General features: G+C 65.1%; 29 protein-coding genes. 16 read left to right on the top strand and 13 right to left on the bottom strand.

Features of this window, described 5'->3' with window-relative positions; translation table 11 throughout:
* From fmt to truA, 3 genes are read left to right on the top strand one after another with little or no spacing between them, the layout of a single operon-like run.
* Entirely contained in the window at positions 1 to 936 is a 936-nt protein-coding gene (fmt, locus tag JG743_RS03305) for a methionyl-tRNA formyltransferase (RefSeq protein WP_202298296.1), read from the top strand.
* The gene (locus tag JG743_RS03300) at positions 933 to 1,439 is read left to right on the top strand and encodes a GNAT family N-acetyltransferase (RefSeq protein WP_202298294.1); all 507 of its coding nucleotides are present in this window, start codon (positions 933 to 935) and stop codon (positions 1,437 to 1,439) included. The genes fmt and JG743_RS03300 overlap by 4 nt, the downstream gene beginning before the upstream one ends.
* A gap of 22 nt (positions 1,440 to 1,461) precedes the next feature.
* Entirely contained in the window at positions 1,462 to 2,217 is a 756-nt protein-coding gene (gene truA, locus JG743_RS03295) for a tRNA pseudouridine(38-40) synthase TruA (RefSeq protein ID WP_202298292.1), read from the top strand.
* Here the strand turns inward: truA and JG743_RS03290 are convergent.
* Both JG743_RS03290 and dapE read right to left on the bottom strand, forming a co-directional pair.
* Positions 2,214 to 2,819, bottom strand: coding sequence for a transporter (locus JG743_RS03290; RefSeq protein WP_202298290.1), 606 nt, complete (start codon positions 2,817 to 2,819; stop codon positions 2,214 to 2,216). The two genes, truA and JG743_RS03290, sit on opposite strands and share 4 nt — an antisense overlap.
* Positions 2,806 to 4,011, bottom strand: a complete 1,206-nt coding sequence (gene dapE / locus JG743_RS03285; RefSeq protein ID WP_202298288.1) for a succinyl-diaminopimelate desuccinylase — start codon at positions 4,009 to 4,011, stop codon at positions 2,806 to 2,808. Before dapE ends, JG743_RS03290 begins: the two co-directional genes overlap by 14 nt.
* A gap of 116 nt (positions 4,012 to 4,127) precedes the next feature.
* Here dapE and JG743_RS03280 point away from each other — a divergent pair, with 116 nt between their 5' ends.
* Complete coding sequence (locus tag JG743_RS03280) at positions 4,128 to 5,162, top strand: 2-dehydropantoate 2-reductase (protein ID WP_202298279.1); 1,035 nt, start codon at positions 4,128 to 4,130, stop codon at positions 5,160 to 5,162.
* Here the strand turns inward: JG743_RS03280 and JG743_RS03275 are convergent.
* From JG743_RS03275 to dapD, 4 genes are all read right to left on the bottom strand, one after another.
* On the bottom strand, positions 5,137 to 5,838 hold the full coding sequence (locus JG743_RS03275) for a hypothetical protein (RefSeq protein ID WP_202298277.1): 702 nt from the start codon (positions 5,836 to 5,838) through the stop codon (positions 5,137 to 5,139). The two genes, JG743_RS03280 and JG743_RS03275, sit on opposite strands and share 26 nt — an antisense overlap.
* 15 nt (positions 5,839 to 5,853) lie before the next feature.
* Positions 5,854 to 6,231, bottom strand: coding sequence for a DUF805 domain-containing protein (locus JG743_RS03270; RefSeq protein WP_244673053.1), 378 nt, complete (start codon positions 6,229 to 6,231; stop codon positions 5,854 to 5,856).
* Complete coding sequence (locus JG743_RS03265) at positions 6,224 to 6,586, bottom strand: DUF805 domain-containing protein (RefSeq protein WP_202298273.1); 363 nt, start codon at positions 6,584 to 6,586, stop codon at positions 6,224 to 6,226. The genes JG743_RS03270 and JG743_RS03265 overlap by 8 nt, the downstream gene beginning before the upstream one ends.
* 72 nt (positions 6,587 to 6,658) lie before the next feature.
* Positions 6,659 to 7,513 carry a 2,3,4,5-tetrahydropyridine-2,6-dicarboxylate N-succinyltransferase gene (dapD, locus tag JG743_RS03260; protein WP_202298271.1) on the bottom strand — a complete coding sequence of 285 codons (855 nt, stop codon included), beginning with the start codon at positions 7,511 to 7,513 and terminating at the stop codon, positions 6,659 to 6,661.
* Positions 7,514 to 7,756: 243 nt separating this feature from the next.
* On the opposite strand from dapD, the gene JG743_RS03255 reads away from it, so the two are divergent.
* Positions 7,757 to 8,596: an LOG family protein gene (locus JG743_RS03255; RefSeq protein ID WP_202298269.1), complete on the top strand. Its 840-nt coding sequence runs from the start codon at positions 7,757 to 7,759 to the stop codon at positions 8,594 to 8,596.
* A gap of 149 nt (positions 8,597 to 8,745) precedes the next feature.
* Here JG743_RS03255 and JG743_RS03250 read toward each other — a convergent pair whose 3' ends face one another.
* Both JG743_RS03250 and JG743_RS03245 read right to left on the bottom strand, forming a co-directional pair.
* Positions 8,746 to 9,387 (bottom strand): response regulator, encoded by a 642-nt coding sequence (locus JG743_RS03250; RefSeq protein ID WP_244673052.1) that lies wholly within the window; start codon positions 9,385 to 9,387, stop codon positions 8,746 to 8,748.
* Positions 9,388 to 9,710: 323 nt separating this feature from the next.
* A complete protein-coding gene (locus JG743_RS03245; protein WP_244673167.1) occupies positions 9,711 to 10,313 on the bottom strand; it encodes a sensor histidine kinase in 603 nt (200 codons plus the stop codon).
* A 369-nt stretch (positions 10,314 to 10,682) separates the two neighbouring features.
* Here JG743_RS03245 and JG743_RS03240 point away from each other — a divergent pair, with 369 nt between their 5' ends.
* The 3 genes from JG743_RS03240 to JG743_RS03230 all read left to right on the top strand — a co-directional run bounded on the left by JG743_RS03240 (position 10,683) and on the right by JG743_RS03230 (position 12,198).
* On the top strand, positions 10,683 to 11,099 hold the full coding sequence (locus tag JG743_RS03240; protein WP_202298265.1) for a hypothetical protein: 417 nt from the start codon (positions 10,683 to 10,685) through the stop codon (positions 11,097 to 11,099).
* Positions 11,100 to 11,242: 143 nt separating this feature from the next.
* A complete protein-coding gene (locus JG743_RS03235; RefSeq protein ID WP_202298263.1) occupies positions 11,243 to 11,695 on the top strand; it encodes a hypothetical protein in 453 nt (150 codons plus the stop codon).
* Positions 11,695 to 12,198, top strand: coding sequence for a hypothetical protein (locus tag JG743_RS03230; RefSeq protein ID WP_202298261.1), 504 nt, complete (start codon positions 11,695 to 11,697; stop codon positions 12,196 to 12,198). Before JG743_RS03235 ends, JG743_RS03230 begins: the two co-directional genes overlap by 1 nt.
* 53 nt (positions 12,199 to 12,251) lie before the next feature.
* Here the strand turns inward: JG743_RS03230 and JG743_RS03225 are convergent, their stop codons facing one another.
* Positions 12,252 to 12,959, bottom strand: a complete 708-nt coding sequence (locus tag JG743_RS03225) for a pyrimidine 5'-nucleotidase (RefSeq protein WP_202298259.1) — start codon at positions 12,957 to 12,959, stop codon at positions 12,252 to 12,254.
* Positions 12,960 to 13,121: 162 nt separating this feature from the next.
* Between JG743_RS03225 and JG743_RS03220 the strand changes: the two genes are divergently transcribed.
* The 3 genes from JG743_RS03220 to JG743_RS03210 all read left to right on the top strand — a co-directional run bounded on the left by JG743_RS03220 (position 13,122) and on the right by JG743_RS03210 (position 15,668).
* Positions 13,122 to 13,883, top strand: a complete 762-nt coding sequence (locus tag JG743_RS03220) for a GGDEF domain-containing protein (protein ID WP_202298257.1) — start codon at positions 13,122 to 13,124, stop codon at positions 13,881 to 13,883.
* Positions 13,884 to 14,076: 193 nt separating this feature from the next.
* On the top strand, positions 14,077 to 14,232 hold the full coding sequence (locus JG743_RS03215; protein ID WP_202298255.1) for a hypothetical protein: 156 nt from the start codon (positions 14,077 to 14,079) through the stop codon (positions 14,230 to 14,232).
* Positions 14,229 to 15,668, top strand: coding sequence for a GMC oxidoreductase (locus JG743_RS03210; protein WP_202298246.1), 1,440 nt, complete (start codon positions 14,229 to 14,231; stop codon positions 15,666 to 15,668). Before JG743_RS03215 ends, JG743_RS03210 begins: the two co-directional genes overlap by 4 nt.
* A 215-nt stretch (positions 15,669 to 15,883) precedes the next feature.
* On the opposite strand, the gene JG743_RS03205 is transcribed toward JG743_RS03210, so the two are convergent.
* Positions 15,884 to 16,051: a hypothetical protein gene (locus JG743_RS03205; protein WP_187331341.1), complete on the bottom strand. Its 168-nt coding sequence runs from the start codon at positions 16,049 to 16,051 to the stop codon at positions 15,884 to 15,886.
* A gap of 94 nt (positions 16,052 to 16,145) precedes the next feature.
* Here JG743_RS03205 and JG743_RS03200 point away from each other — a divergent pair, with 94 nt between their 5' ends.
* The gene (locus JG743_RS03200) at positions 16,146 to 16,646 is read left to right on the top strand and encodes a MarR family winged helix-turn-helix transcriptional regulator (protein WP_202298244.1); all 501 of its coding nucleotides are present in this window, start codon (positions 16,146 to 16,148) and stop codon (positions 16,644 to 16,646) included.
* A 9-nt stretch (positions 16,647 to 16,655) separates the two neighbouring features.
* Here the strand turns inward: JG743_RS03200 and phhA are convergent, their stop codons facing one another.
* Positions 16,656 to 17,489 (bottom strand): phenylalanine 4-monooxygenase, encoded by an 834-nt coding sequence (phhA, locus tag JG743_RS03195; RefSeq protein ID WP_202298234.1) that lies wholly within the window; start codon positions 17,487 to 17,489, stop codon positions 16,656 to 16,658.
* A gap of 141 nt (positions 17,490 to 17,630) precedes the next feature.
* Here phhA and JG743_RS03190 point away from each other — a divergent pair, with 141 nt between their 5' ends.
* Complete coding sequence (locus tag JG743_RS03190) at positions 17,631 to 18,107, top strand: Lrp/AsnC family transcriptional regulator (protein WP_202298232.1); 477 nt, start codon at positions 17,631 to 17,633, stop codon at positions 18,105 to 18,107.
* A gap of 113 nt (positions 18,108 to 18,220) precedes the next feature.
* Positions 18,221 to 19,789: a magnesium-protoporphyrin IX monomethyl ester anaerobic oxidative cyclase gene (gene bchE, locus JG743_RS03185; RefSeq protein ID WP_202298230.1), complete on the top strand. Its 1,569-nt coding sequence runs from the start codon at positions 18,221 to 18,223 to the stop codon at positions 19,787 to 19,789.
* Between the two features lie 43 nt (positions 19,790 to 19,832).
* Here bchE and argB read toward each other — a convergent pair whose 3' ends face one another.
* Both argB and JG743_RS03175 read right to left on the bottom strand, forming a co-directional pair.
* Positions 19,833 to 20,726 (bottom strand): acetylglutamate kinase, encoded by an 894-nt coding sequence (gene argB / locus JG743_RS03180; protein ID WP_202298228.1) that lies wholly within the window; start codon positions 20,724 to 20,726, stop codon positions 19,833 to 19,835.
* Between the two features lie 193 nt (positions 20,727 to 20,919).
* On the bottom strand, positions 20,920 to 22,416 hold the full coding sequence (locus tag JG743_RS03175; protein WP_202298226.1) for an amidase: 1,497 nt from the start codon (positions 22,414 to 22,416) through the stop codon (positions 20,920 to 20,922).
* 159 nt (positions 22,417 to 22,575) lie between these two features.
* Here JG743_RS03175 and JG743_RS03170 point away from each other — a divergent pair, with 159 nt between their 5' ends.
* Both JG743_RS03170 and JG743_RS03165 read left to right on the top strand, forming a co-directional pair.
* Entirely contained in the window at positions 22,576 to 23,115 is a 540-nt protein-coding gene (locus tag JG743_RS03170; RefSeq protein ID WP_202298224.1) for a sigma-70 family RNA polymerase sigma factor, read from the top strand.
* A complete protein-coding gene (locus JG743_RS03165; RefSeq protein ID WP_202298222.1) occupies positions 23,112 to 23,816 on the top strand; it encodes an anti-sigma factor in 705 nt (234 codons plus the stop codon). Before JG743_RS03170 ends, JG743_RS03165 begins: the two co-directional genes overlap by 4 nt.
* Positions 23,817 to 23,925: the final 109 nt, after the last annotated feature.

Below are 23,925 nucleotides of genomic sequence, written 5' to 3'. Positions count from 1 at the left end.
ATGCCCCTGCGCATCATCTTCATGGGCACGCCGGAGTTCTCCGTGCCGACCCTGCGCGCGATTGCCGAGGCGGGTCACGAAATCGTCGCCGTCTACACGCAGCCGCCGCGCGCCGCCGGCCGGCGCGGGCTGGAACTGACGCCATCGCCGGTGCAGCGCGAGGCGGAGCGGCTGGGCGTCGAGGTGCGGTCTCCGACGTCGCTGAAGAGCGAGGCCGAGCAGCGGGCCTTCGCCGATTTGCGGGCCGATGTGGCGGTGGTCGTGGCTTACGGACTGCTGCTGCCGAAGGCCATATTGGAAGCAACCCGCCTCGGCTGCCTCAACGGCCATGCCTCGCTTTTGCCGCGCTGGCGCGGTGCCGCTCCCATCCAGCGCGCCATCATGGCCGGCGACGCCGAAACCGGCATGATGGTGATGCGCATGGAAGAAGGTTTGGACACCGGCCCGGTGGCATTGCTTGAAAAATGCGCCATCGAACCCGATATGACCGCCGGCGAACTGCATGACCGCCTGATGGCGATAGGCGCTTCGCTGATGGTGCAAGCGCTCGCGCAGTTGGGGATAAATTGTCTGACATTTGCCCAACAGGCGACGGTGGGGGTGACCTACGCCCGAAAGATCGATAAATCGGAGACACGCGTAGACTGGACGCGGCCTGCCGGCGAAGTCCACAATCACATTCGCGGCCTTTCGCCCTTTCCGGGCGCGTGGTGCGAGGTCGAAATTGGCGGCCGCATGGAGCGGCTGAAACTGCTTCGCTCGACGCTTTCTGATGGCGTCGGCGAGTCGGGAGGAATTCTCGATGATCGGCTGACGGTCGCCTGTGGGGCGGGCGCGATCAGGCTGGTCGAAGTTCAACGGGCGGGCGGAAGGCCCGCCGCCGCGCAGGAGTTCCTGCGCGGGGCCAAGATCGAAAAAGGAACGAAACTCTCATGAGCATGATGTCGATACGCGCGGCGACGCCGCGGGATCGCGAGGCGATCCGTCTTGTCGAGGAGCACGCTTTCGGCCAGCAGGCGGAGGCCGGGCTGGTCGACGCGCTGGTCACCGGCGGCGATGCCGTCGTCGAGCTGGTGGCGGAAGAGGACGGCCAGGTGGTCGGCCATATCCTGTTCTCCAGGCTTTTCGTCCAGAAGGGCGCAAAGAGCTTTGCAGCCGTGGCGCTCGCGCCGCTGGCGGTCGAGCCGTCCTTCCATGGCACCGGCATTGGCGGCGCGCTGATCCGTGAGGCGCATCTCCGTCTCAGGGACGCCGGCGAGACGCTGGCCGTGGTGCTCGGCGACCCGGCCTATTACGGCCGTTTCGGCTATAGCCATGCGCGCGCCGAAAAATTCGAAAGCGAATATCAGGGCGAGGCGCTGCAGGCGCTGGCCTGGGGCGATGCGCCCGAGGCAGGCAAGCTGGTCTACGCTTCGGCCTTCACCGCGCTCGCCGCCTAGGCGAGCGCGAACGACATCGAGCATGCCGCGTTTTCGCCTCGACATCGAATATGACGGCAGCCAGTTCGCCGGCTGGCAGCACCAGGCGGATCAGCCTTCGGTGCAGCAGGCGATCGAGCAGGCGATCGAGAAATTCTGCGGCGAGGCGCTCAGGCTCCGCGCCGCAGGCCGCACCGACGCCGGCGTGCATGCGACCGCCCAGGTGGCGCATGTCGATCTGGCCAGGGCCTGGCCGGGCGACAAGGTGCGCGATGCGGTCAACGCCCATCTGCAGGCGGCGGGCGCCCGCATCGCCATCCTCGCGGCGGCGATCGTCGCCGACGATTTCGACGCCCGCTTCTCCGCCACCGGCCGCCACTACCTCTACCGCATCCTCAACCGCCGCGCGCCGGCGGCGCTGGAGAAGGGCAAGGTCTGGTGGGTGCCAAAACGGCTCGATGCCGCCGCCATGCACGAGGCGGCGAAGGTGCTGCTCGGCCGGCATGATTTCACCACTTTCCGCTCGACCCAGTGCCAGGCCGAAAGCCCGGTCCGCACGCTCGACCGGCTGGACGTCAGCCGCTCGGGCGACCTGATCGAGGTGCACACCTCGGCGCGCTCGTTCCTGCACAACCAGGTGCGCTCGATGGTCGGCTCGCTGAGACGCGTCGGCGACGGCTCATGGACCGCCGCCGATCTCAAGGCGGCGCTCGACGCGCAGGACCGCGCCGCCTGCGGCCAGGTGGCTCCGCCCGACGGGCTTTTCCTCATCGGCGTCGATTATCCGGAAGGCTTCTAGCTCTCGACGCCGGTCGGTATGGAGATGCCGAGCAGCGCCTGCAGGCCGAACAGCACGGCCAGAGACGCCACGAACATGCCGGCGAAGACCGCGCTGCCGACGGCGGCGCCCCTGCCGATCACGGCATTGGTCATGCGCCAGGTCAGTATCATCGAAACCGCGAACAGGAGCAGCGACACCAGCCCGGGGACCTCGTCGGTCGACGGCAGGAAAAGCCGGATCAGCGCCGACGGCAGCATCAGCCAGGCGATGATCGCCGACGCCCAGTTGCTGGCGACGACATAGTGGACGAAACGGCCGCCGATGCCGACGCGCGGCGCAACCAGCGCCAGGCCGACCAGCGGCAGCACCCAGGAGCCGATATCGACGGTCGCCAGCCGCAGAAGCATGCTGAAGCGCCCGGCGAAGGCGTTCGGGTCGCCGATCTCGTTGGCGATACCGACCCAGCCGACGATCAGTGCCGGTGCTGCCACGACAATGGCGAAGAAGGAATTCCAGAAGCCGTCCGCCGACAGGTCGAGCAGGCGCAGCCCGTCGACCTTGCCGAGCATCAGCCGCCAGGCGCCGGCCAACGATGCGAAGGTTTCGTCAGCCGAGAGCATGGTCCTGCCCGAACCAGTCTTCGATGAAGCGCTGATAGATCCCGGTCAGCGTCTCGAGGTCGGCAAGCGCGACGCGTTCATCGACCATATGCATGGTCTGACCGACCAGTCCGAACTCGACCACCGGGCAATAGTCCTTGATGAAGCGTGCGTCCGACGTGCCGCCCGAGGTGGAGAGCGCCGGCTTCCTGCCGATCGTCGACTTGACCGAACTGCTCAGCGTCTCGATCAGGCGCTCGTCGCGGGTGAGGAAGACGTGGCTCGGCCGGTCGCGCCAGACAAGCTCGTAGTCAACCGGGGTCTTCTTGCCCGGCCGGTATTTCTTGCGGCCGGCCGCCTGGTCGAGACGGTTGTGGATCTCGGCCTGGATGGTCTCGGCCGTCCACGTGTCGTTGAAGCGGATGTTGAAGGTGGCTGTCGCCTTGGCCGGAATGACGTTGGTGGCCGGATTGCCGACGTCGATTGAGGTCACCTCCAGATTGGTCGGCTGGAAATCCTTCGTTCCCTTGTCGAACACCGGGTGGAGCAAGGCGTCGACAAGGCTCACCAGCCCGCGCACCGGATTGTCGGCAAGCTGCGGATAGGCGGCGTGGCCCTGGCGGCCGTTGACCGTGACGCTGCCGGAGATCGAGCCGCGTCGGCCGATCTTGATCATGTCGCCGAGCGCGTCCGGGTTGGTCGGCTCGCCGACGATAGCGGCATCCCATTTCTCACCCTTGGCCGCCGCCCATTCGAGCAGCTTCACCGTACCGTTGATCGCCGGCCCCTCCTCGTCGCCGGTGATCAGCAGCGAGACGGAACCCTTCGGACCGCCCGCCTTCTCGACGTGGCGCGCCACCGCCGCGATGAAGCAGGCGATGCCGCCCTTCATGTCGACGGCGCCGCGGCCATACATTTCGCCATTGGCGATCTCGGCGGCAAAGGGCGGATGCGTCCAGGCCGCCTCGTCGCCAACCGGCACCACGTCGGTATGGCCGGCAAACATCAGATGCGGGCCGTTGCCCGAGCGTCGCGCGTAGAGGTTTTCGATGTCGGGCGTGCCGTCTTCCGAGAACACCGGGCGCTCGGTCGAGAAGCCGAGCGCCTTTAGCATCGTCTCCAGCGCGGCGAGCGCGCCGCCCTCGGCGGGCGTCACCGAGGGGCAGCGGATCAGGGCGGCGAGGTTTGCGGCGGGGTCTGTCGGCAATTTCATGGGCAAAGCGATAGTCGAAAGCGGAAGGCCTGTCACGGCCAGACGTGATGGCCGGCCATGGCGCCGACATTATGGTTTTCATGTCGTATAGTTGCAGGCCAATGTGAGACTATCGCATGGCCAGGGAAGCAAAGACCATCGCCATTGCCGGCGCCGGCAGTATCGGCTGCTATGTTGGTGGCTGCCTGGCGCTCGCCGGGCGCAAGGTCGTGCTTTTGGCGCGCCCGCGCGTCGAAGCGACCTTGCGCAAGGACGGATTGCGGGTCAGCGACCTCGACGGCCGCGACCGCCGGCTGGCCCCCGAGGCGCTTTCCGTTACGGCCGATCCGGCCGCCGCCCTGGCCGGCGCCGACATCGTCCTGGTGACGGTCAAGAGCGGTGCGACCGAAGAGATGACCGCGCTCATTGCCGCCCACGCCCGTCCGGAAGCGGTGGTGGTCAGCCTGCAGAACGGCGTCGGCAATGCCGACAGATTGCGCGCCGGTCTTGCCGGGCGGCGGGTCCTTGCCGGCATGGTGCCGTTCAACATCGTGCAGTCGCCGGACGGCGAAGCCCCGTTTCGCATGCATCGCGCCAGCGAGGGCAAGGTGATGGTCGAGGACGGCGTGGCCGGCCTTGCCGGCCTTCTTGATGTCGAAGGGCTCGCGGTCGAAACCCATGCCGACATGAAGGCGGTGCTGTGGGGCAAGCTCCTGATGAACCTCAACAACGCGTTGGTGGCGCTGTCCGGCCTGCCGCTGGCGACGGAACTGGCCGACCGCCGCTGGCGGCTGATCCTGGCCGGCCAGATCGGCGAGGCGCTGGCGGCGATGAAGGCCTGCGGAATCCAGCCGGCGCGCATTGCCGGCCTGCGCCCGGCGCTGCTGCCCAAAGTGCTCGGCCTGCCGGACTGGATGTTCCGCCGGCTGGCACGCCGCATGCTGGCCATCGACCCGGAGGCGCGCTCGTCCATGTGGGACGATCTGCAGCGCGGCCGGCCGACCGAGATCGGCGAATTGCAGGGCGCGGTGCTCGCGCTCGCCGAAAAGGCGGGCGTGCCCGCGCCGTTGACGGCAGGGGTCCTGGCCCTGGTGCGGGAGGCCGAACGGCAAAAGCGCGGCTCGCCGGGGCTGGCGCCGGAAGCGGTCACACCTGGTCGTCGATCAGGGTGATCTTCTGCCAGATCTTGCGCGACAGGTTGGAGGCCAGGTTCTCGACGTCGTTGACGCCGTCTATGACCACGTCGTCATTGACCGACTGGGCGAACAGCGCCGCGATCTTGCCGGTGATCGACAGCATTTCCGAGCAATAGTCGAGGTAGCGGGCGAGGTCGGCGGCGTTGGTGATACGGGCCGGCGAATGCGAGGTCGGCTTGAAATTCGCCGACAGCGTCGCCGGATCCTTGGTCAGCTGGTGCATGTCGATGACGTGGATCAGCGAGCGCAGGCCGTGCAGCTGACGGAACACCTGCTTGCGCTTGATGCGCTCCTCGGTGCGGATGAGGGCCAGGAAGCCGACGATGGCAAGGATGATCATGTTGAGCGAGGCTTCGATGCCTTGCACCGACTGGACGGCGTCGCTGGTCCGCGAAAGCCGGTCGAGCGGCAGGATGGTGCCGACGAAGACGAACACCAGCGCGCCGGCAATGACGGCGGCGGCGATGAGGCCACGCAGCCACCAGAGCGGCGCCTCCAGCGCCTTGGCGCCTTTGGCCAGGTCGCGCGACAGGGACACCAGTTCGGCGGCGACACCGCGCAGGCCGGCATCGGGAAACCGCTCGGCGACGCGCTCCTCCAGCCGTTCGGCGGTCTCGATGATCAGTTTCGGGTCAAGCGTGCGGTAACGCATGGCGAGGATCGTCGCTCAGGAATCGGCCGGCGCGTTGGTGCGCCTGCCATAGCGGTTGGGTCCGGGCTGTCCAGGAAACAGGCAAAGCACCAGGAAGGCGACGATCGAGACGACAGGCACGAACAGCACCAGCGCCGCGATCCCCGGCTTGTCGAGATCGTGCAGTCGCTTCACCGCCAGCACGATGTTCGACCACAGCGAGCCGATGAAGGCGACGAAGAAGATGAACGACCACATGCTGCTCTCGGGCGAGCCTTCCGGCACCAGCGTGAAGCGGTAAAGCGGAAACGCCTGGACGATGGCGACCAGCAACCCGCCGAGAAAATAGGCCGCGCGGCTGACGCGGCCCGAGGTTTTGAAGAAAAGCCAGGTAAGGTCGGATTTTTCAGGCAAGCGGATCCGGTCCATATTGATTGGCACCTCTGGTGCCTTCGAGAATTCCGAGTTCGACCAGCATCCAGATGCCGCCGATGATCGGTATCAGCACGATCAGGCTCCACCAGCCCGACTTGTCGCGGTCATGCCAACGCTTGGCATAAACCGCGAACGCGAAATAGATCGACGCCAGGGAAATGATGATGCCGATGATGCCGATCTGCCCGCCGCTGGCAAGCGTGATGCGCGTGCCGAGGATCGAATCCAGGATCAGGCCGATGATGCCGATCACGATGAAAACGCCGATTGCCGCCCAAAACTTAGCGCGGTTGATGCGACCCTCGAAGCTTGTCAGAAGATACTTCCAGTCCATGACGCCCCTCCGTGTTGAACCAGCGCGACGGATTGTCGCGCCGGCGGAAGGTGCGTCCGTTTCCGGAAAAGATCAATCGCGAAGCAGTTCGTTGATCGAGGTCTTGGAGCGGGTCCTGGCGTCGACGCGCTTGACGATGACCGCGCAGTAGAGGCTCGGACCTGGCTCGCCATTGGGCAGCGGCTTGCCCGGCATCGAGCCGGCGACGACAACCGAATTGGCCGGCACTTCGCCGTAGAAGACTTCGCCGGTGGCGCGGTCGACGATCTTGGTCGACTGGCCGATGAACACGCCCATGCCCAACACCGAGCCCTCGCGCACGATGCAGCCCTCGACCACTTCCGAGCGCGCGCCGATGAAGCAATTGTCCTCGATGATGGTCGGACCGGCCTGCATAGGCTCCAGCACGCCGCCGATGCCGACGCCGCCCGACAGGTGCACGTTCTTGCCGATCTGGGCGCAGGAGCCGACCGAGGCCCAGGTGTCGACCATGGTGCCAGAGTCGACATAGGCGCCGACATTGACGAAGGACGGCATCAGCACCGCGCCCGGCGCGACATAGGCCGAGCGGCGCACGATCGACGACGGCACGGCGCGGAAGCCGGCCTTCTCGAAATCGACGGCGCTCCAGCCGTCGAACTTCGACGGCACCTTGTCCCACCACACCGCCTGGCCGGGGCCGCCCTTGATGATCTCCATCGGGTTCAGCCGGAAGGAAAGCAGCACCGCCTTCTTCAGCCACTGGTTGACGTGCCACTTGCCGTCGGCCTGGCGCTCGGCGACGCGGGCGACGCCGCGGTCGAGCAGGTCGAGCGCGGCCTGGATGGCGTCGCGCGTCTCGCCGCGGGTGGCGGTCGAAATCGTGTCGCGCTCGTCAAATGCCTTCTCGATGGTCTTTTCGAGGCTCGCCAGATCGGGCTTTGACATCAATTTGCTCCGTTACCAAGCTGTTAAGGGGCAGCGCCTTAACCTGTTTCAAAGTCGCGCAGACCCTAAAGCAGGCTTCGTTCGCTTGGCGAACTTGCCTGCCTCGGTCTTTGCATATCGCAGGTTCTTGTCGCAAAACCGCGGGACACTTTTGCGGAACCTGCTTATGTGAAGGTCGGATAGGGGTCAATCGCGACTGCGTCACGGGACGGCGCAAGTGGAGAAAATGGACGGGTGGATTTGATGACTCCAATGGAAAAGGCGGGATGGACGCCGCTGCCGCATTCGGACGAGGATCTGGAGCGGGCAAAGAGCGTGCCGGACACGCCGCAGACACGCGCCGACACCTATCGGCTGGCCTGGAACGATCCCGACTTCATGACGCGACGCGAATTGCGCGCGGTCAGGCTGCAGCTCGAGCTTCTAAAGCCGGAAATGATCCTCGCCGAACGCGGCATCCAGTCGACCGTGATCCTTTTCGGCGGCGCCCGCATTCCGGAGCCCGGCGGCGAGGCCTGGGCGGCGAAGAACGAGACGCAGAAGAAGAACCTCGAGCTGAACAGCCGCTACTATGAGGAGGCGCGCAAATTCGCCCGTCTCTGCTCGCAGCATTCGGCGACTTCCTACTATCGCGAGTTCGTCGTCGTCACCGGTGGCGGGCCTGGCGTCATGGAAGCGGGAAATCGCGGCGCCGACGACGTCGGCGCGCCGTCCATCGGCCTCAACATCGTGCTGCCGCACGAGCAGGCGCCGAACGCCTATGTGACGCCCGAGCTCTGCTTCAACTTCCACTATTTCGCCATCCGCAAGATGCATTTCGTCATGCGCGCCAAGGCCGTCGCGGTGTTCCCGGGCGGGTTCGGCACGATGGACGAATTCTTCGAGACGCTGACGCTGATCCAGACCGGCCGCATGGAGCGCGTGCCGGTGATCCTGTTCGGCAAGGCATTCTGGCAACGCGCGATCGATCTCGATTTCCTCGCCGAGCAAGGCACCATCACGCCCGGCGACCAGGACATCATCGATTTCGTCGACACCGCCGACGAGGCCTGGGATATCATCAGCCGCTTCTACAAACTCTAGGCAGGTTCCGGGAAAGCGCCCCACGGCCTTGCGGCAGGATTCCGCGACAAGCAAAAGGCCCGAGCAGTGCGTTCGTCGGCCTCGCAGGGAATGTCTGCTTGGCGGGGCGATCTCCGCTGCCCGCCTTCTCGCCGTGCGAGGCGCTGTTCCTATTGCAGCTCGGCCAGCCATCCGGCCGAGTGCGCGAAGCGCACTATCGCCGCCCGGGAGTGGAGTTCGAGCTTGTCGGTTGCCCTGGTTCTGTAGGTCTCGATGGTCTTTATGCTCAGATTGAGCCGCGAGGATATCTCCTTGTTGCTGTAGCCGAGGGCTACCAGCTGGATCACGGACCGTTCCCGCTCGCTCAAATTTCCCGCATCGCCCTGCACGCAGTTGCGCGGGCTGAGCATTCGCGCGGCCAGCGCCGGGTCGACGTAATTGTCGCCGGCCAGCACGCATCTGATGGCCTGCAGCAGGTCCGTGGTCGTTGACCGCTTGACCACGAACCCCCGGCCGCCCGCGGCGAGCACCTGACGCAGGCAGCCGGGATCCTCGTGCGCCGTCAGTGCGATGCACTTGAGGTCGGGGAACCGGTCGAGGAGGCGCTCTATGAGCATGACCCCGTTGATGCCGGGGAGCGAGATATCGATGACCGCAACGTCGGGCTCAGCCTTGCCGATGGTTTCGAGGGCGTCGTCCGCATTCGCCGCAAGTCCGACGATTGTCATATCCTTCTGACCATCGATCATCGCCCCGATACCCGACAAGACGATCGGGTGGTCATCGACAACAAATATCCGTCTACGTGACACCTTTAACCTCCATCAGTCCGTCAAAGGTCCATCACGTGGAGAGGTCCCCTTGCCCTTGATGGTTCGAATGACAGCTCGTCCCCGCAGACGGGAGGAGCGCGTCTATCCCTGCAGACCCTGTGCGGGAGCAGTGGGTCGTACATCTCGTCGAACCCTCGCGCTGATTGTAAGCCGCAGCTAATGGTTTCGGATGTGTCGCGCTTCACGTAGCCCGTCGCGAACCTGGAGGCGCGGCGTGGTTTTCCGTTCGCGGGAGGACAAATGTCTGGAGTGGATCACATTGCCGTGGACGATCGTGCCGGCTCGTGGCCCGGGAGAAGCCCTCAGTCCGTCAAGGGCACATCGGCATAGAGGGTGGTCCCCTTGCCCCTGGCGGTTTCAATCGACAGCTCGCCTCCGACCAGCGCGAGGCGTTCTCTCATTCCCGCGAGCCCGAGGGCACGGGAGCCGGGCGTGGTGTTGGCATCGAACCCGCGGCCGTCGTCCTCGATCGTAAGGCGCAACCGGCGGTCTCCGACATGGGCCGTCACCCCCGCGCGGTGCGGCTGGGCGTGCTTGCCGATGTTGGTGAGAGCCTCCTGCGCGACACGGTACAGGGTCAGGGCAACTTCGGGAGCGAGTGGACACGAAAGGGCTTCGAGGTCCATGTCGCAAGGGATGTCGAGCTGGGCGCACAGCATGGCGGCGAGGTCCTCGACCGAGGCGCGAAGCCCCAGGTGATCCAGGTCGGCGGGCCGCAGGTTCCAGGCGGCGGCGTGAACCCTGGTGCTCAGTTGATCGACGAGCATGGCAGCCCGCGCGAGACGCTCGCCCTGTTCCGTGGACCCTGCGCGGATGCCGTGCAGTTCAAGCGCGACACTGGCCAGCATCTGGCCGAGATCGTCGTGAAGCTCGCGCGACAGGCGCCGGCACTGTTCTTCCTGCACGGCGATCAAGCGCCGCGCCAGCCTCAGGCGCCGGGGCTTCGAAACGTCACTCTCGCGTGTGTCGATATCAGCCCGCATCGCCCCTTCAGTTCTCTTGCCGCGGTCTAGCGGACTTGCTGTTCACGGATCTGTGAGAAAAGGCCCCGAATTTCCGTCTCTCCGCGCAATATACGCCGGCATACGCGCTTATGCCTGTCAGTTTTTTCCCGATTCCGCCGGCTTTCCCCGACAAGGACATCAGCTGAAAAACTGACAGGCCATGCCGATCAGCCCGAATATCTGGTCGCCTTTTCTGCGCGCATTCTTCTTGCGTCGTCTCGGCCATCTTTGTTGCGGCCGGGAAGTTCAACGCAAACCAAGGAGAACGTCATGAGGAAGATCATTTTGGCCGCCGCTGTCCTGTCGGCTCTGACCGGTACGGCGTCCGCTGTTTCGATCGGCAGCGGCAACGGCAACGGCAACGGCAACGTCGGGGTCGGCAACGGCAACGGGAACGGCAATGCCAACACCGGCGCCTTCAACGGCAACTTCAACGGCAACGGCAATTTCGGCATCGGCAACGGCAACGGCAACGGCAACGCCAACATGGGAGCCTTCAACGGCAACTATAACGGTAACCTCAATGCCGGTATCGCCAACGGCAACGGAAACGGCAACGGCAACTTCGGCCTCGGCAACGGCAACGTGAACGGCAACGCCAACTTCGGCCTCGGCAACGGCAACGCCAACGGTAACGGTAACTGGGGCGCCGGTAACGGCAACTACAACGGTAATGCCAACCACTAGCACCAAAACCGCCAGCGTCGAAAGACGCTGGCGCTTCTGGGATCGCCGAGCCGCGCGCCCGTCCCCCCGCGCGAGGCTGCCGCGACACATCGCCGGCGATCCCAGTCCTTTTCAGGCAGTTGGGGTACGGAAGGAGTTCTCAAATGAAACCGAGCGTCGTATCGGCACTATGCCTTGGCCTGCTCAGCGCGACCGCCGCGAAAGCCGACGGCACGACAGGCACCCAGGCCTTCAGCATGTCGCGTGTCCAGCAAAGCGTCGGCCAGTATGGCCGGGCCATCGGTTCGGATGTCCGCAGCATGAATCCGCTCGGGTTCTCGGGCGGCAATGTCGGTTACAAGAACAGCGGCAGCGGCAACGTCGGCGCCTTCAACAGCGGCACCGGCAATGTCGGCGCCTTCAACGGCAACGCCAACACATCGTCGACGAGCGGAAATCAGAATGTCGGCGCCTTCAACGGCAACGGCAACACCGGCGAGTACAACGGCAACGGCAACATCGGCGCCGGGAACGGCAACTTCAACGGCGGCTCCTACAACGGCAACGGCAACGTCGGGGCCTTCAACGGGAATTTCAACGGTCGGGGAAACCGCTGATGGCCGCGGCGCGACCATCGGCTTGCGTCCAGGCCGGCAACCGTCGGGTCGTGGCGAGGCTGTTCACGGGAAGCGGCCTCGCGCTCGTCATGCTGTGCGTTGCCAACGCCGTCGCTGTCGCCTCGATGGCGGACAGGATCGCCGACTTTCCCTTTGGCCGTGGCCCTGTTGGATTTGCCGATGGCCTGGGCAACAGCGATACCTCGAGCGGTAACGGCAACGGCGACAACTTCAACGGCAACGGCAATTCCGGCAGCTTCAACGGCAACGGGAACGCCGGCAATTTCAATGGCAACGGCAACGCCGGCAGCTTCAATGGCAACGGCAACGGCGGCAGCTTCAACGGCAACGCCAATTGTGGCAATGGCTTCGGCAACGGATTTTCATCCAACGGCAATGGCAACGGGAAGGGCGGAGCAGATCCCCCAGCCTGGTGCCGCTTCCTGAAGGATCTCAATGGCCGGTTGGGGCTGCCGCCCGGCACAATCCCCGATTTCGACTGACCGGCGCTTGCCGCGCCGCTAGGGCGGCATGCGCTGTCGATCCGATGACAGCCTCAGGCCCTGACTTCGACGATCGCCGTCAGGAAGCCGGCAAGGTCGTCGGTGACGAAATCGACATCGTCCTCATTGGTCGGGTCGCGTTCCCAGATCTCCGAGAAGGTCGGTTCGAAATTGCGCGGCACCACCAGCACCGTGGTCATGCCCAGCGATTTCGGCACCGAGAGATTGCGGGCCAGATCCTCGAACATCACCGCATTGTGGCCGGTGACGGAATGCAGCTCGGCGAACCGCTCATAGGTCTGGCGCGCCGGCTTGGGGTTGAGCCCCGCCGCGACGATGTCGAAAATGTCATCGAAGTGGTCGAGGATGCCGAGCTGTCGCGCGGTGCGCTCGGCATGCCTGCGGTCGCCATTGGTGAAGATGAACTTGCGGCCGGGCAACTGGCGGATCGCGGCCCCGAGAACCGGGTCGGGCACCAGCCAGGAATAGTCGATGTCATGCACCTTTTCGAGGAAGTCGTCCGGGTCGATGCCGTGACGCGTCATCAGCCCGTTCAGCGTCGTTCCATACTCCTGGTAAAGTTCCTTCTGCAGCTTGCGCGCCTCCTCGCGCGACAGCGTCAGGAGCTCGCCGACATAGGCGGTCATTTTCACGTCGATCTGCGCGAACAGGTTCGAATGGTGCGGATAGAGCGTGTTGTCGAGATCGAACACCCAGTCGGTGACATGGGCGAAACGGGCGGGGTCGGGCTGCGTGGTCATGCGCTCCTTATGGCACGAAACAAAATCTCTGGCAGGGGGATTTATCCACAACTTATGCGCGTCGCTGGCGATGAAAATGGCGGGTCGTTTCAAATTTTAGCCATCGCCGAAAGGTCACCTTCAGCGCTTGCTGGCACAGAGGCGGTTCTGTGGGAGTCAGCGATGAATCGCCTATTTTTGAAGTCGGCTGCGGTCGCGTGCGCCTCGGTAGCCGTCTCGCTTCTGTTGACGCTGATCATCATGCCGGCACTGGGCGTCCCGCTCAGCCGCGCCATCTGGCTGACGTGCACCGTCTTCCCGCTGATCCTCGCCTGGGTCGCCAGCGCAACCACGTTTTGGCAAACCGACAGGCTGAAGAGCGCGCATCGCGAGCTCGCCCGGGCGCACGCCCAGCTTGCCACCGCGCACCGGCGCCTGTCGGAAAAGGCGAGCCGCGACGACATGACCGGCATGCTCAACCGGGAAAGCTTCTTTGCCGTCCTCGACGGCTCGCGGCGCAAATCCGATCGCGGCGCGCTGCTCATCATCGATGCCGATCACTTCAAGATGGTCAATGACAGCTACGGCCATTTGACCGGCGACGAAGCGCTGCTCCTGATCGCCAGCGCCATCGAACGCGGCGTGCGCAGCGGCGATGTGCTCGGCCGTATCGGTGGCGAGGAATTCGCCGCTTTCCTGGTCGGCGCCACCGCGCAGGAGGCCAAGCGCGTCGCCGAGCGCATCCGCCGCGAGGTCGAGCTGATCCGTTTCCGCCCGGTCGACGAACGCACCGTGCCGCTCACCGTCTCCATCGGCGGCACCACATGCGGCGAGGGCGTCAACGTGTCCGAGCTGATGCGCGCCGCCGACCGGCGGCTCTACGAGGCCAAGCATCGCGGCCGCAACCTGTCGATCCTCGATCGCGATGTTTCGGAAGCCGCTTGAGACCCAGCTGCGAAGAGTGCGCCCTCATCGGCGGGCTAACCAAATCCTAACCATGTTCGCATTCAACCGCGGCGTTTACCCGGTAGTGGACGGGTTTCGGCTAGGCTTGGCACGAAACTGGCATTTCCTGGCGGGCGTGTGCCGTTCAGGGAACGTCGTGCGTGGATCGAGGCCCCCCATCGAAAGACGTCCCATGAGCTTCTTCATCAGGAAAATGTCGCGCCGCGCCATCGTGCAGGCGCTGATCGCCCTGCCGGCGCTGTCGCTCTTCCGCAACCAGCCCGTCGTCGACCCGGATGAGATCGTCGAGATCAATGGCTGGATCCTGAAGCGGAGCGATCTCGCATGATCTTCGATAGCTACGAAGCCTTCCGCGCGGCGAATTTCAACGCCAAGGCCTGCATCCTCGGCTCCGGCCCGGCCGGCACTACGATCGCCAGAAAACTGGGCGCCGCCGGCATTCCGGTGGTCGTATTCGAGGCAGGATCGCGCGAATTCAGCGACGAATCGCAGGATTTCTACCGCGGCGCCACGGTGGGCGATCCCTATTTCGATCTCGACATCACGCGGCTGCGCTTCATGGGCGGCTCCTCAAACCACTGGGCCGGCTGGTGCCGGGTGCTCGACAGCCAGGATTTCGAGGCCAAGGCCTGGGCGCCGGACACCGGCTGGCCGATCAGCCGTGCCGATATCGAGCCCTATCTGGCGGAAGTCCACGACATCCTCGAACTGCCCGACTTCCGGCCGGATGTGCCAATCTCGGACGACATCCGCTGGGTGCAGCTGATCAAGAGCGGCGCCGTGCGCTTCGGCGAGAAATTCGCCGACGAACTGGACAAGAGCCAGAACATCGCCGTGGTGCTCAACACCTACGCCACCGAGCTTGCCGGCGACGGCAAGCGGGTGAGCGGCGCCCGGCTGTGGTCGAACGGGCAGGACGCCGGAACCTTCAGCGCCGATTACTTCATCGTCTGCACCGGCGGTCTGGAGAATTCGCGGCTGCTCCTGTGGTCGAACCAGCGCTCGAATGGCGGCGTGGTGCCGAATGCGGAAGCCCTCGGCCGCTATTGGATGGAGCATCCGACCTTCGAGGGCGGCAACGCCATCCTGGCCGACTATGGCGAGTTCGAGGTCGACGCCGTCAACGAGGCCTTCTTCTCGCCGACGCTGGCCGCGATGGAGCGGCTGCAGATCATGAATTTCGGCATCAGGCTGATCGAGACGCCCTACCCCGCTGTCAAGCGATTGATCGCCGACCTCGCCTGCACGGCGCCCGACATGGCTGAATGGATGTCATCCAAGCTCAGCCAGCGCCTGCGCTGCGCCGCTCAGCTCTACGTCGCCTGGGAACAGGCGCCGCTGGCCTCGAACCAGATCGAGCTGTCGAAGACCGATGTCGACCACGCCGGCGTGCCGCGCATCGAGCTGCACTGGAAGAAGTCGCCGCTGGAACGCCGCACGGTTCTCGAAGGCCTCAGGCTGTTCGGCAAGACGCTGGCCGAGAAGAATCTCGGTCGCGTGCGCATTGCCGACTGGCTGAGCAATGGCGAGGACTATCCGACGGACGAGGAGACGGCAGGCCACCATCATATGGGTGGCACGCGCATGGGCACGGATGTGAGCAAGAGCGTCGTCGACGCCAACTGCAAGGTGCACGGCATGGACAATCTCTATGTCGGCGGCTCCTCCGTGTTCTGCACCTCGGGCGAATGCAATCCGACGACGACGATCACCGCACTGGCCTGCCGGCTGGGCGATCATCTCAGCAAAGTCATCACGGTGTGACGCAGTCATCACTGTGTGACGCAGTCATCCCCTGCGTGACGAAATCATCACCCGTCTGACCACCAAAGGCCGGCGGCACCGGCAGCAAGGATCGCTGCCGGCGCCGCCCTGGCGCGCCTTTGGGTGGATTCTGAACTGGCCTAGAGCATGATCCCGAAACCGGTTTTCGGGAGACACAGGGCCTCATCCCGAGTCCATCGGGATGGAACAAGCCTCTAAAGACCGTAGACGGCGATGCGCACCAGCACGGCCGCGGCGGCCAGCGCCACCAGCAGGATGCCGAGGCCGATCGGCGAACCCCAGCCGTACCATTCCATCGCCAGCTTGGCGTATTTGAACTCCTCTTCGTGCGAGAGGGGCGTCCGCTGTTGAATCAAGCTCATTTTCTGCTCCTTGTCGGCGACTGGCCCTTGCCTTGTGCGAGGCGCAGCCGCATATTGATGCGATCGTCTTAATGTTAGACAAATTGATAGTTAGATGATCGAAACAAATTCGTCAACCAGAAATCGCGACGACGTGACGAGGGCCATTGGCCTTGCCATCATGCAGTGGCAGGACGCCACACAGGCTTATGACGAAGCGGTCGGGGTGAGGCTCGGGCTGAACATGGCCGAACGTCATTGCATCGGCTTGCTTTATGGCGGCCCGCAATCGGCCGGCGCGGTGGCCGTGGCGACCGGGCTGACGCCGGCCGCCGTCACCGCGCTGATAGACCGGCTGGAGGCGCGCGGTCTGCTGACGCGCACGCGCAGCCTGGAGGACAGGCGCAAAGTGGTGATCGAGGCGACCGAGGCCACGCGCGACCTGTCGGGGCGCTATTACGGCGCCATCGCGCGGGAAGGCGAGAAGGTCATCGCCAGCTTCAGCGATGCCGAGCTCGCCACAATATCGCGTTTCGTCAACGCCGCGCTCGACCTCCAGCGCGCCCAGCTGGCGCGGCTGAAGGCCGAGGCGACCGACACCCCAAACGGGCGATAGGGGCGTAGACTAGACCGTCGCCGGGTCGAGCGCCGGCTTGCCCTTGTGGCGGGCGACGATGCCGGCGAGATCGGCGGTTCCGAAGGCGTCACGCAAGACGTCGAAGGACGGCAGCACGAAATAGGCGCGCTGGAACTTGTCGATCTCGTAGCTGGTGCGCATAACCGTCTCGAGGTCGAAGGCAACGTGGTGGGCGTCCTTGCTCTCGATGGCGAACTGCAATTCGGTGAAGGACGACATCAGCCCGGCGCCGAAAGCCTTGACCGGCTGGCCGGCTTCCCGGATCAGCCCATATTCGGCCGTGTACCAGTAAAGGCGGGTGATCATCTCGTCGCCGCCGAGCGCGATCAGGTCCTCAGCCTTCTGGCCATACATCTGCATGAAGTCGGCGAAGACCGGCTGGGTCAGAATCGGCACATGGCCGAAGAAGTCGTGGAACATGTCCGGCTCGACGATGTAGTCGAGTTCCTCCTTCGTCCTGAGCCAGTTGGTAACCGGGAAACGGCGGTTGGCGAGATGGTCGAAGAAGGGGGCCGCGGGAATGAGCCCGGGCACGGCGACGATCTCCCAGCCGGTCAGCTTGCGCAGCTTGTCGCTGATCGCGCCGAAATCCGGGATCCGGTCGAGCAGGCCGAGTGCCGCGACGCCGTCGAGATAGGAGCGGTGCGCGAGCTTTTGCGTCAGCCTGGTCTGGCGGTCGCACAGCGTGCGCCACACCGCTTGCTCATCGGCGCTGTAGTCGTAGCCTTGCGCCACGGTGAAATCGGCACGGCAGACCGAATAGTCTCCGCGCAGCCCCTGCGCCGCGCAGTCGCGGGCGTAATCTGCAACGCTGATCGTCATGGCCGTTCTCCTCGCGAAATCATGACTGCCCAATCATTTCCGCAGCTTAGCTCGGGGCGGCGAGGCAATTCCGCTTTGATGATGGCCTGCTTGCGCAATTCGAGGTAAAAGACGCTATCGAAAAGCTGTTGGAGAGTGAAAATGCCTCAGTTTGACGATTTCGAGATCAAGATGCTCGACATCCTGCAGCATGACGGGCGCAAGCCCGTATCGGAGCTCGCGCAGGAGATCGGCCTGTCGACCACGCCGTGCGCCAGGCGTTTCGAGGCGCTCCAGAGCGCCGGCATCATCAAGGGCTTCGCCGCCGTCCTCAGCCGCCGTGCCGTCGGCCTGATGGTTGAGGTGTTCATCGAGGTGCGGCTCACCAGCCACAGCGACGGCTCGCCCGAAAGCTTCATCGCCGCCGTGCAGCGCATGGACGAGGTGTCGTCGTGCTGGACTATGACCGGCGACCACGATTTCCTGCTGCATGTCATGGTGCCGTCGGTGGATGACCTCAACGCCTTCGTCATGCACCGGCTGATGCGGCTGCCCGGTGTGCGCGACGTCCACACCCAGCTCGTGCTGCAGAACATCAAGGGGCCCGGCCACGTGCCGCTCGCCCATCTCAAGCGGTAGCGGCCGGCGCGCCATTTTTGCGGAAAAGCTGCGCCGAAACTGCTGAAAAGGGCCAAGTCGCCATCCAGATCGCCGGCTAGGCCAGGCGGACCACTTCCTGCAGAGGGTCCGCCATGAAGATCGTGCTGATCAATCCGCCGCACACCGCCATCGGCAGCCGTGTGCCGGACGACCATCTGCCGCCGCTCGGCCTGCTGGCGCTCGGCGGCCCGCTGCTCGACGCAGGCCACGAGGTCCGGCTCGTCGATGCCGAATTCGGGCCGATGCCGCTTGCCGTGCTGGTTCACGACGCGCTCGGCGGCGATCCGGACTGCATCCTCATCGGCCATTCCGGCTCGACCTCGGCGCACCCGACCGCGTTGCGGATCGCCGGGATGGTCAAGGCCCGCTCGCCGCGGACGCTGGTGATCTATGGCGGCGTATTCCCGACCTACCATTGGCACGACATTCTGGCCGCGACCGACGTGTTCGATTTCGTCGTGCGCGGCGAAGGCGAAGCGACGATCGTGTCGCTGGTCGAGGCGCTGGACCGGCGCCGGCCGCTCGCCGATGTGGCCGGTATCGCCTATCGCGACGATCTCGGCCATCCCTTCGCCACCCGCCCGGCAAGCACGATCGCCGACCTCGATGCCTGTCGCGTCGGCTGGGAGCTGATCGATGTCAGCCGCTATAGCTATTGGGGTGGAAAGCGCGCCGTGGTCATGCAGTTCTCGCGCGGCTGTCCGCATCTGTGCAACTATTGCGGCCAGCGCGGCTTCTGGACCCGCTGGCGCCACCGCGATCCCGTGAAATTCGCGCGCGAGATCGCCTGGCTGCACCGTGAGCATGGCGTCGAGCTGATCAACCTTGCCGACGAGAACCCGACCTCCTCGAAGAAGGCCTGGCGCGCCTTTGTCGACGCCATGATCGCCGAGAACGTGCCGGTGCTGATCGTCGGTTCGACCCGCGCCGACGACATCGTGCGCGACGCCGATATCCTGCATCTCTACCGCAAGGCCGGTGTCATCCGCTGGCTGCTCGGCATGGAGAACACCGATGAGGAGACGCTGTCACTGATCCGCAAGGGTGGCAGCACGAAATCCGACCGCGAGGCGATCCGGCTGCTCAGGCAGCACGGCATATTGTCGATGGCGACTTGGGTGGCCGGCTTCGAGGACGAAGGCTTTCGCGACCTCTGGCGCGGCTTCCGCCAGTTGATCGCCTACGATCCGGACCAGATCCAGGCGCTCTATGTCACCCCGCACCGCTGGACCCCGTTCTTCCGCATCGCTCGTGATCGCAAGGTCATCCAGACCGATGTCCGCCTGTGGGACTACAAGCACCAGGTCCTGAAGATGACGCGGCTGAGGCCGTGGATGCTGTTCTTCAGCGTCAAGCTGATCGAGCTCGCCGTGCAGTCGCGGCCGAAGGCGCTGGCGCGCATCCTGTTCCACCGCGATCCCGAGCAGCGGCATTCGATGCGCTGGTATACGAAGATGGGCCGCCGCGTCTGGTTCCGCGAAGTCTGGGGCTTTCTCGTCCGCGACCGCCGCCTGACGGATGGGCCGACGCTGGCCGAATTCTGGGGTGCGCCGCAGGACGCCGAGGAGGAATCGATGATTTTCCAGCGCCCGGCGCAACAGCCCGCGCTCCCCGCCGTCGAGAGTCGCCTGGCGGCGGAAGAGAAAAGATTAGCCGGCTGATTATGGCAGTTCGCCGTTTCTTGGAAACGGTGAACTTGCCTCGTTAAGGCACGATCAGCGTGCCGGCGCCGTGCTCGGTGAACAGTTCCAGCAGCACCGAATGCGGCGTCTTTCCGTTGAGGATGACGACGCCCTCGACGCCGCGCTCGATCGCCTCGATGCAGGTCTCTACCTTCGGGATCATGCCGCCCGACACCGTGCCGTCCTTGATCAGCGCCCTGGCTTCGGCAACCGTCAATTCGTCGATCAGCTTCTTATTCTTGTCGAGCACGCCGGGCACGTCGGTGAGGAACAACAGCCGCGAAGCCTTGCAGGCGCCGGCAATGGCGCCGGCGAAGGTGTCGGCGTTGATGTTGTAGGTGTGGCCGTCACGGCCGGGCGCCACCGGCGCCAGCACTGGGATCATCTCGGAGCGGGCAAGCAGGTCGAGCAGCGTGCGGTCGACCTCGACCGGCTCGCCGACGAAGCCGAGATCGATCACCCGCTCGATGTTGGAGTCCGGGTCGACCATGGTCTTGCGCGCCTTTTCGGCGAACACCATGTTGCCGTCCTTGCCGCACAGCCCGATCGCCCATTCGCCCTCGGCGTTGATCAGCGCCACGATCTCCTTGTTGATCGAGCCGGCCAGCACCATCTCGACGATCTCGACCGTCTTCTGGTCGGTGACGCGCAGCCCGCCTTCGAACTTGGATTCGATGCCCATCTTGGTCAGCATGGCGCCGATCTGTGGACCTCCGCCATGCACCACGATCGGATTGACGCCGGATTGTTTGAGCAGCGCGATGTCGCGGGCAAACGCCTTGCCGAGCTCGGTGTCGCCCATGGCGTGGCCGCCATATTTCACCACGACCGTCTTGTTCTCGTAGCGCTGCATATAGGGCAGCGCCCGCGAAAGCAGCGCGGCCTGCATTTCGGCGGTGGCGGCGATATCCGTCATCGGCATGTTCCCGGCTTGCTGGAAAGGACGGCGGCGTCTTAGCGGGAATTGCCGCAGGCCGCAAACGGCTTTGCTGTCACAATTATGAAATTAGATGCATGTCGCCCAAAAGTGCTCGGCGGTTTTGGGATAACGACATGAATGGAACAAAGGCCTAAAGCGCGTCGCACGAGACGGTCAAATGCGACGCACTTTAGGCCGGCACCTTGAGCGGCGCCCGCCGCTTCAGCCAGCCCGAAATCTTCTCCATCTGCGCGGCGAAGGACAAAAGCGTCTCCTCGTCGCCCGGGCGGCCGGCGGCCTGGATGCCGAGCGGCAGGCCGGCCTCGGTGACATGCACCGGTAGCGCGATCGACGGCTGGCCGGTGACGTTCTGGATCGCCGGCCAGTGGGTGAACCACAGGCTCTTGTCCATCAGCTGCCCGAGAAACGACTTGATCCTGAGGAGCCTGGTCAAGTGCAGCTTGTCGAGCATGTTCTCGATGAACTCGTCGGCGCCCTTCGGGTCCATGGCGCCGCAGGCCAGCGGAGGGTGCGCGATGATCGGCATCAGCACGGCGTCGTACTGCGCCGTTTCGGCGATCAGCCGGCGCGACGTGGCATTGAGCCGCTGCAGGATCTCATAGAGTTCGCCGGCCGGGATGATCTCGCCGAAGCGGGCGAGCACGCGCGTGGCCCGCTCGATGTCGCCGGCAACGGAGCGGCCGACGCGCAAGGCCTCCGCGCGCATCGTACCGGCCACCGCCGAGGTCACCGTCTTGCAGAAGTCGGCCATGAAATCGCGCCCGATAGAGGGCAGGTCGATCTCGTCGACCGTATGTCCACCCTCGCGCGCCAGCGCGATCGCCGTGTCCAGCGCTTGAAGCGTCTCGGCCGAAATCGGCAGGCCGAGCGGCGACTTGCGGTAGACGGCGAGCCTGAGCTTGCCGGGATCGCGCGCCGCGGCGGCGGCAAAGGTGCCTTTCGGCGCCGGCGCGCCATAGGGCGACAGCGGGTCCGGCCCATGCGTCAGGTCGAGCAGCAGCGCCGAATCCCTGACCGAGCGGGCGACCGCATGGTCGACGACCATGCCGTACCAGCTTTCGCTCACCAGTGGCGTCAGCGGCACGCGGCCGCGCGAAGTCTTCAAGCCCACCAGCCCGCTGCAGGCCGAAGGCACCCGGATCGAGCCGCCGCCGTCGGAGGCATGCGCGGCGGGCACCACCCCGGCCGCCACCAGCGCCGCGGCGCCCCCCGACGAGCCGCCGGTGGTGTGGCCCGTACTCCAGGGATTGCGGGTGATGCCGAAGGCGGCCGATTCCGTCATCAGCCTGAGCCCATGCTCGGGCGAGGTGCTGGTGGCGATCGGGATCAGGCCGGCTGCAAGATGACGCTCGACCATCACGGAATTGTAATCGGCGGTGAACGCCGGGATGCGGCTGCCGCCATGGATCGGCACGCCCTTCAGCCCGATGCCGAGATCCTTCAGCGCGAAGGGAACGCCGGCGAGCGGCAGTGTGCGGTCGACGGTTTTGGCGCGTGCCCGCGCCGCATCATAAAGCGGCTCGGCAATGGCGTTGATGTCGGGGCGCGTCGCTTCGGCGCGCGCGATCGCCGCGTCGACAAGCTCCTGCGGCGAGACCTCCCCCTTGTGCACCAGGCCGGCCAGGCCGGTCGCATCCTCTTCCCACAGCACCCGTTCGACCGACATCGCCGCTGTCCTCCGCCGGGCCGAAGGCTAGCGGCAGCCGATTTGCTTGGCAACGGCGCGCCCGACCTCATCGTGAGCGCGCAAGGAACACTGCAAGCTTCAGCGGGACAGCATTGCCTGCGCCGTTGCAAATCAATCGCAATCCTCTAATTTGCCGCCATGGCGCCGCAGGACATCAGCCAGCTGATCGTCCGGACTTCAATGAAGGACCGGGCCGCGTTCGATCTGCTCTACCGGCAGACCAGCGCGAAACTTTTCGGCGTCTGCCTCCGTGTATTGAAGGACAGGGGAGATGCGGAAGAAGCGCTCCAGGAAGTCTTCGTCAAGATCTGGACGAAGGCCGATCGTTTCGCGGTCTCCGATCTAAGCCCGATTTCCTGGCTGGTGGCCATCGCGCGCAACCATGCGATCGATCGCATCAGGGCGCGGCGACAGCCAGCTGCCTATATCGATGCCGCGCTCGACGTGGCCGATCCGGCGCCGGGACCGGAGGCCATGGCAGTGGCGGGCGGTGAATCCGTACGCATCTACCATTGCCTCGATGAATTGGAGAAAGACCGGGCGGCGGCCGTCCGGGGCGCCTATCTGAACGGCGAAAGCTATGCCGAGCTGGCGGAGCGCCATGGCGTGCCGCTGAACACGATGCGGACCTGGCTGCGGCGCAGCCTGTTGAAACTCAGGGAATGCCTGGAAAGATGACGCTGGCAGAGGAAAACGGACCGGAACGTGGAGGCGACGACCTGTTCGCCGCCGAATACGTTCTTGGCGTTCTGGCCGCGGACGAACGCCAGATCGCGTCCCGCCGCATCGAAGCGGACGCCGCCTTCGCGCGCCTTGTCGACCGCTGGGAGGTCCACCTTTCGCCGATGGCCGCCGCCTATCCGGAGACCGAGCCGCCGATCCGGGTCAAGGAGGCGATCGATCGCCGCCTGTTCGCGCAGGAGTCCCGCGCCGGCATCTGGTCGAGCCTCGCCTTCTGGCGCGGCCTCGCCGCCGCCGCGGTCGCGGCCCTGGCGATCACCATTGCCTTGCCATACGTCAATCCGCCGGTCGTCGAGCCGCAGCAGCGCCTGGTCGCCTCGCTGGCGGCCGATGGCAGCGACGTCAAATATCTCGTCGTCTACGACGCGGCGCGCCGTGATGTCGGCCTCTCCCTTGTCTCGGGCGAGCGCGCCGCCGGCAAGGACTTTGAGCTGTGGATGATCGAGGGCAAGAACGCGCCGGTCTCGATGGGCGTCATCCCCGCCGGCCAGACGACGCATATGGCCGTGACGCCGGCCGTTGAGCAGAAGCTCGCGCAAGGCGCCGTGCTCGCAGTCAGCGTCGAGCCCACCGGCGGTTCGCCGACCGGCCAGCCGACCGGGCCGGTCGTCGCCGCGGGCGACCTGAAGGGCATCTAGCCGCTTCGAGCGTTGGTTCTTTGCCTTACAGAAAAATCACAATCTATCTTGCATGATGCAAGAGTGGAAAAGCCTTTCGTCGACTGACCGCTCCGCCGTAGAAAGTTAG

It is taken from the genome of Mesorhizobium sp. 131-2-1, assembly GCF_016756535.1.
GTDB lineage: Bacteria > Pseudomonadota > Alphaproteobacteria > Rhizobiales > Rhizobiaceae > Mesorhizobium.
This window is presented reverse-complemented; position numbering and strand designations above follow the sequence as displayed.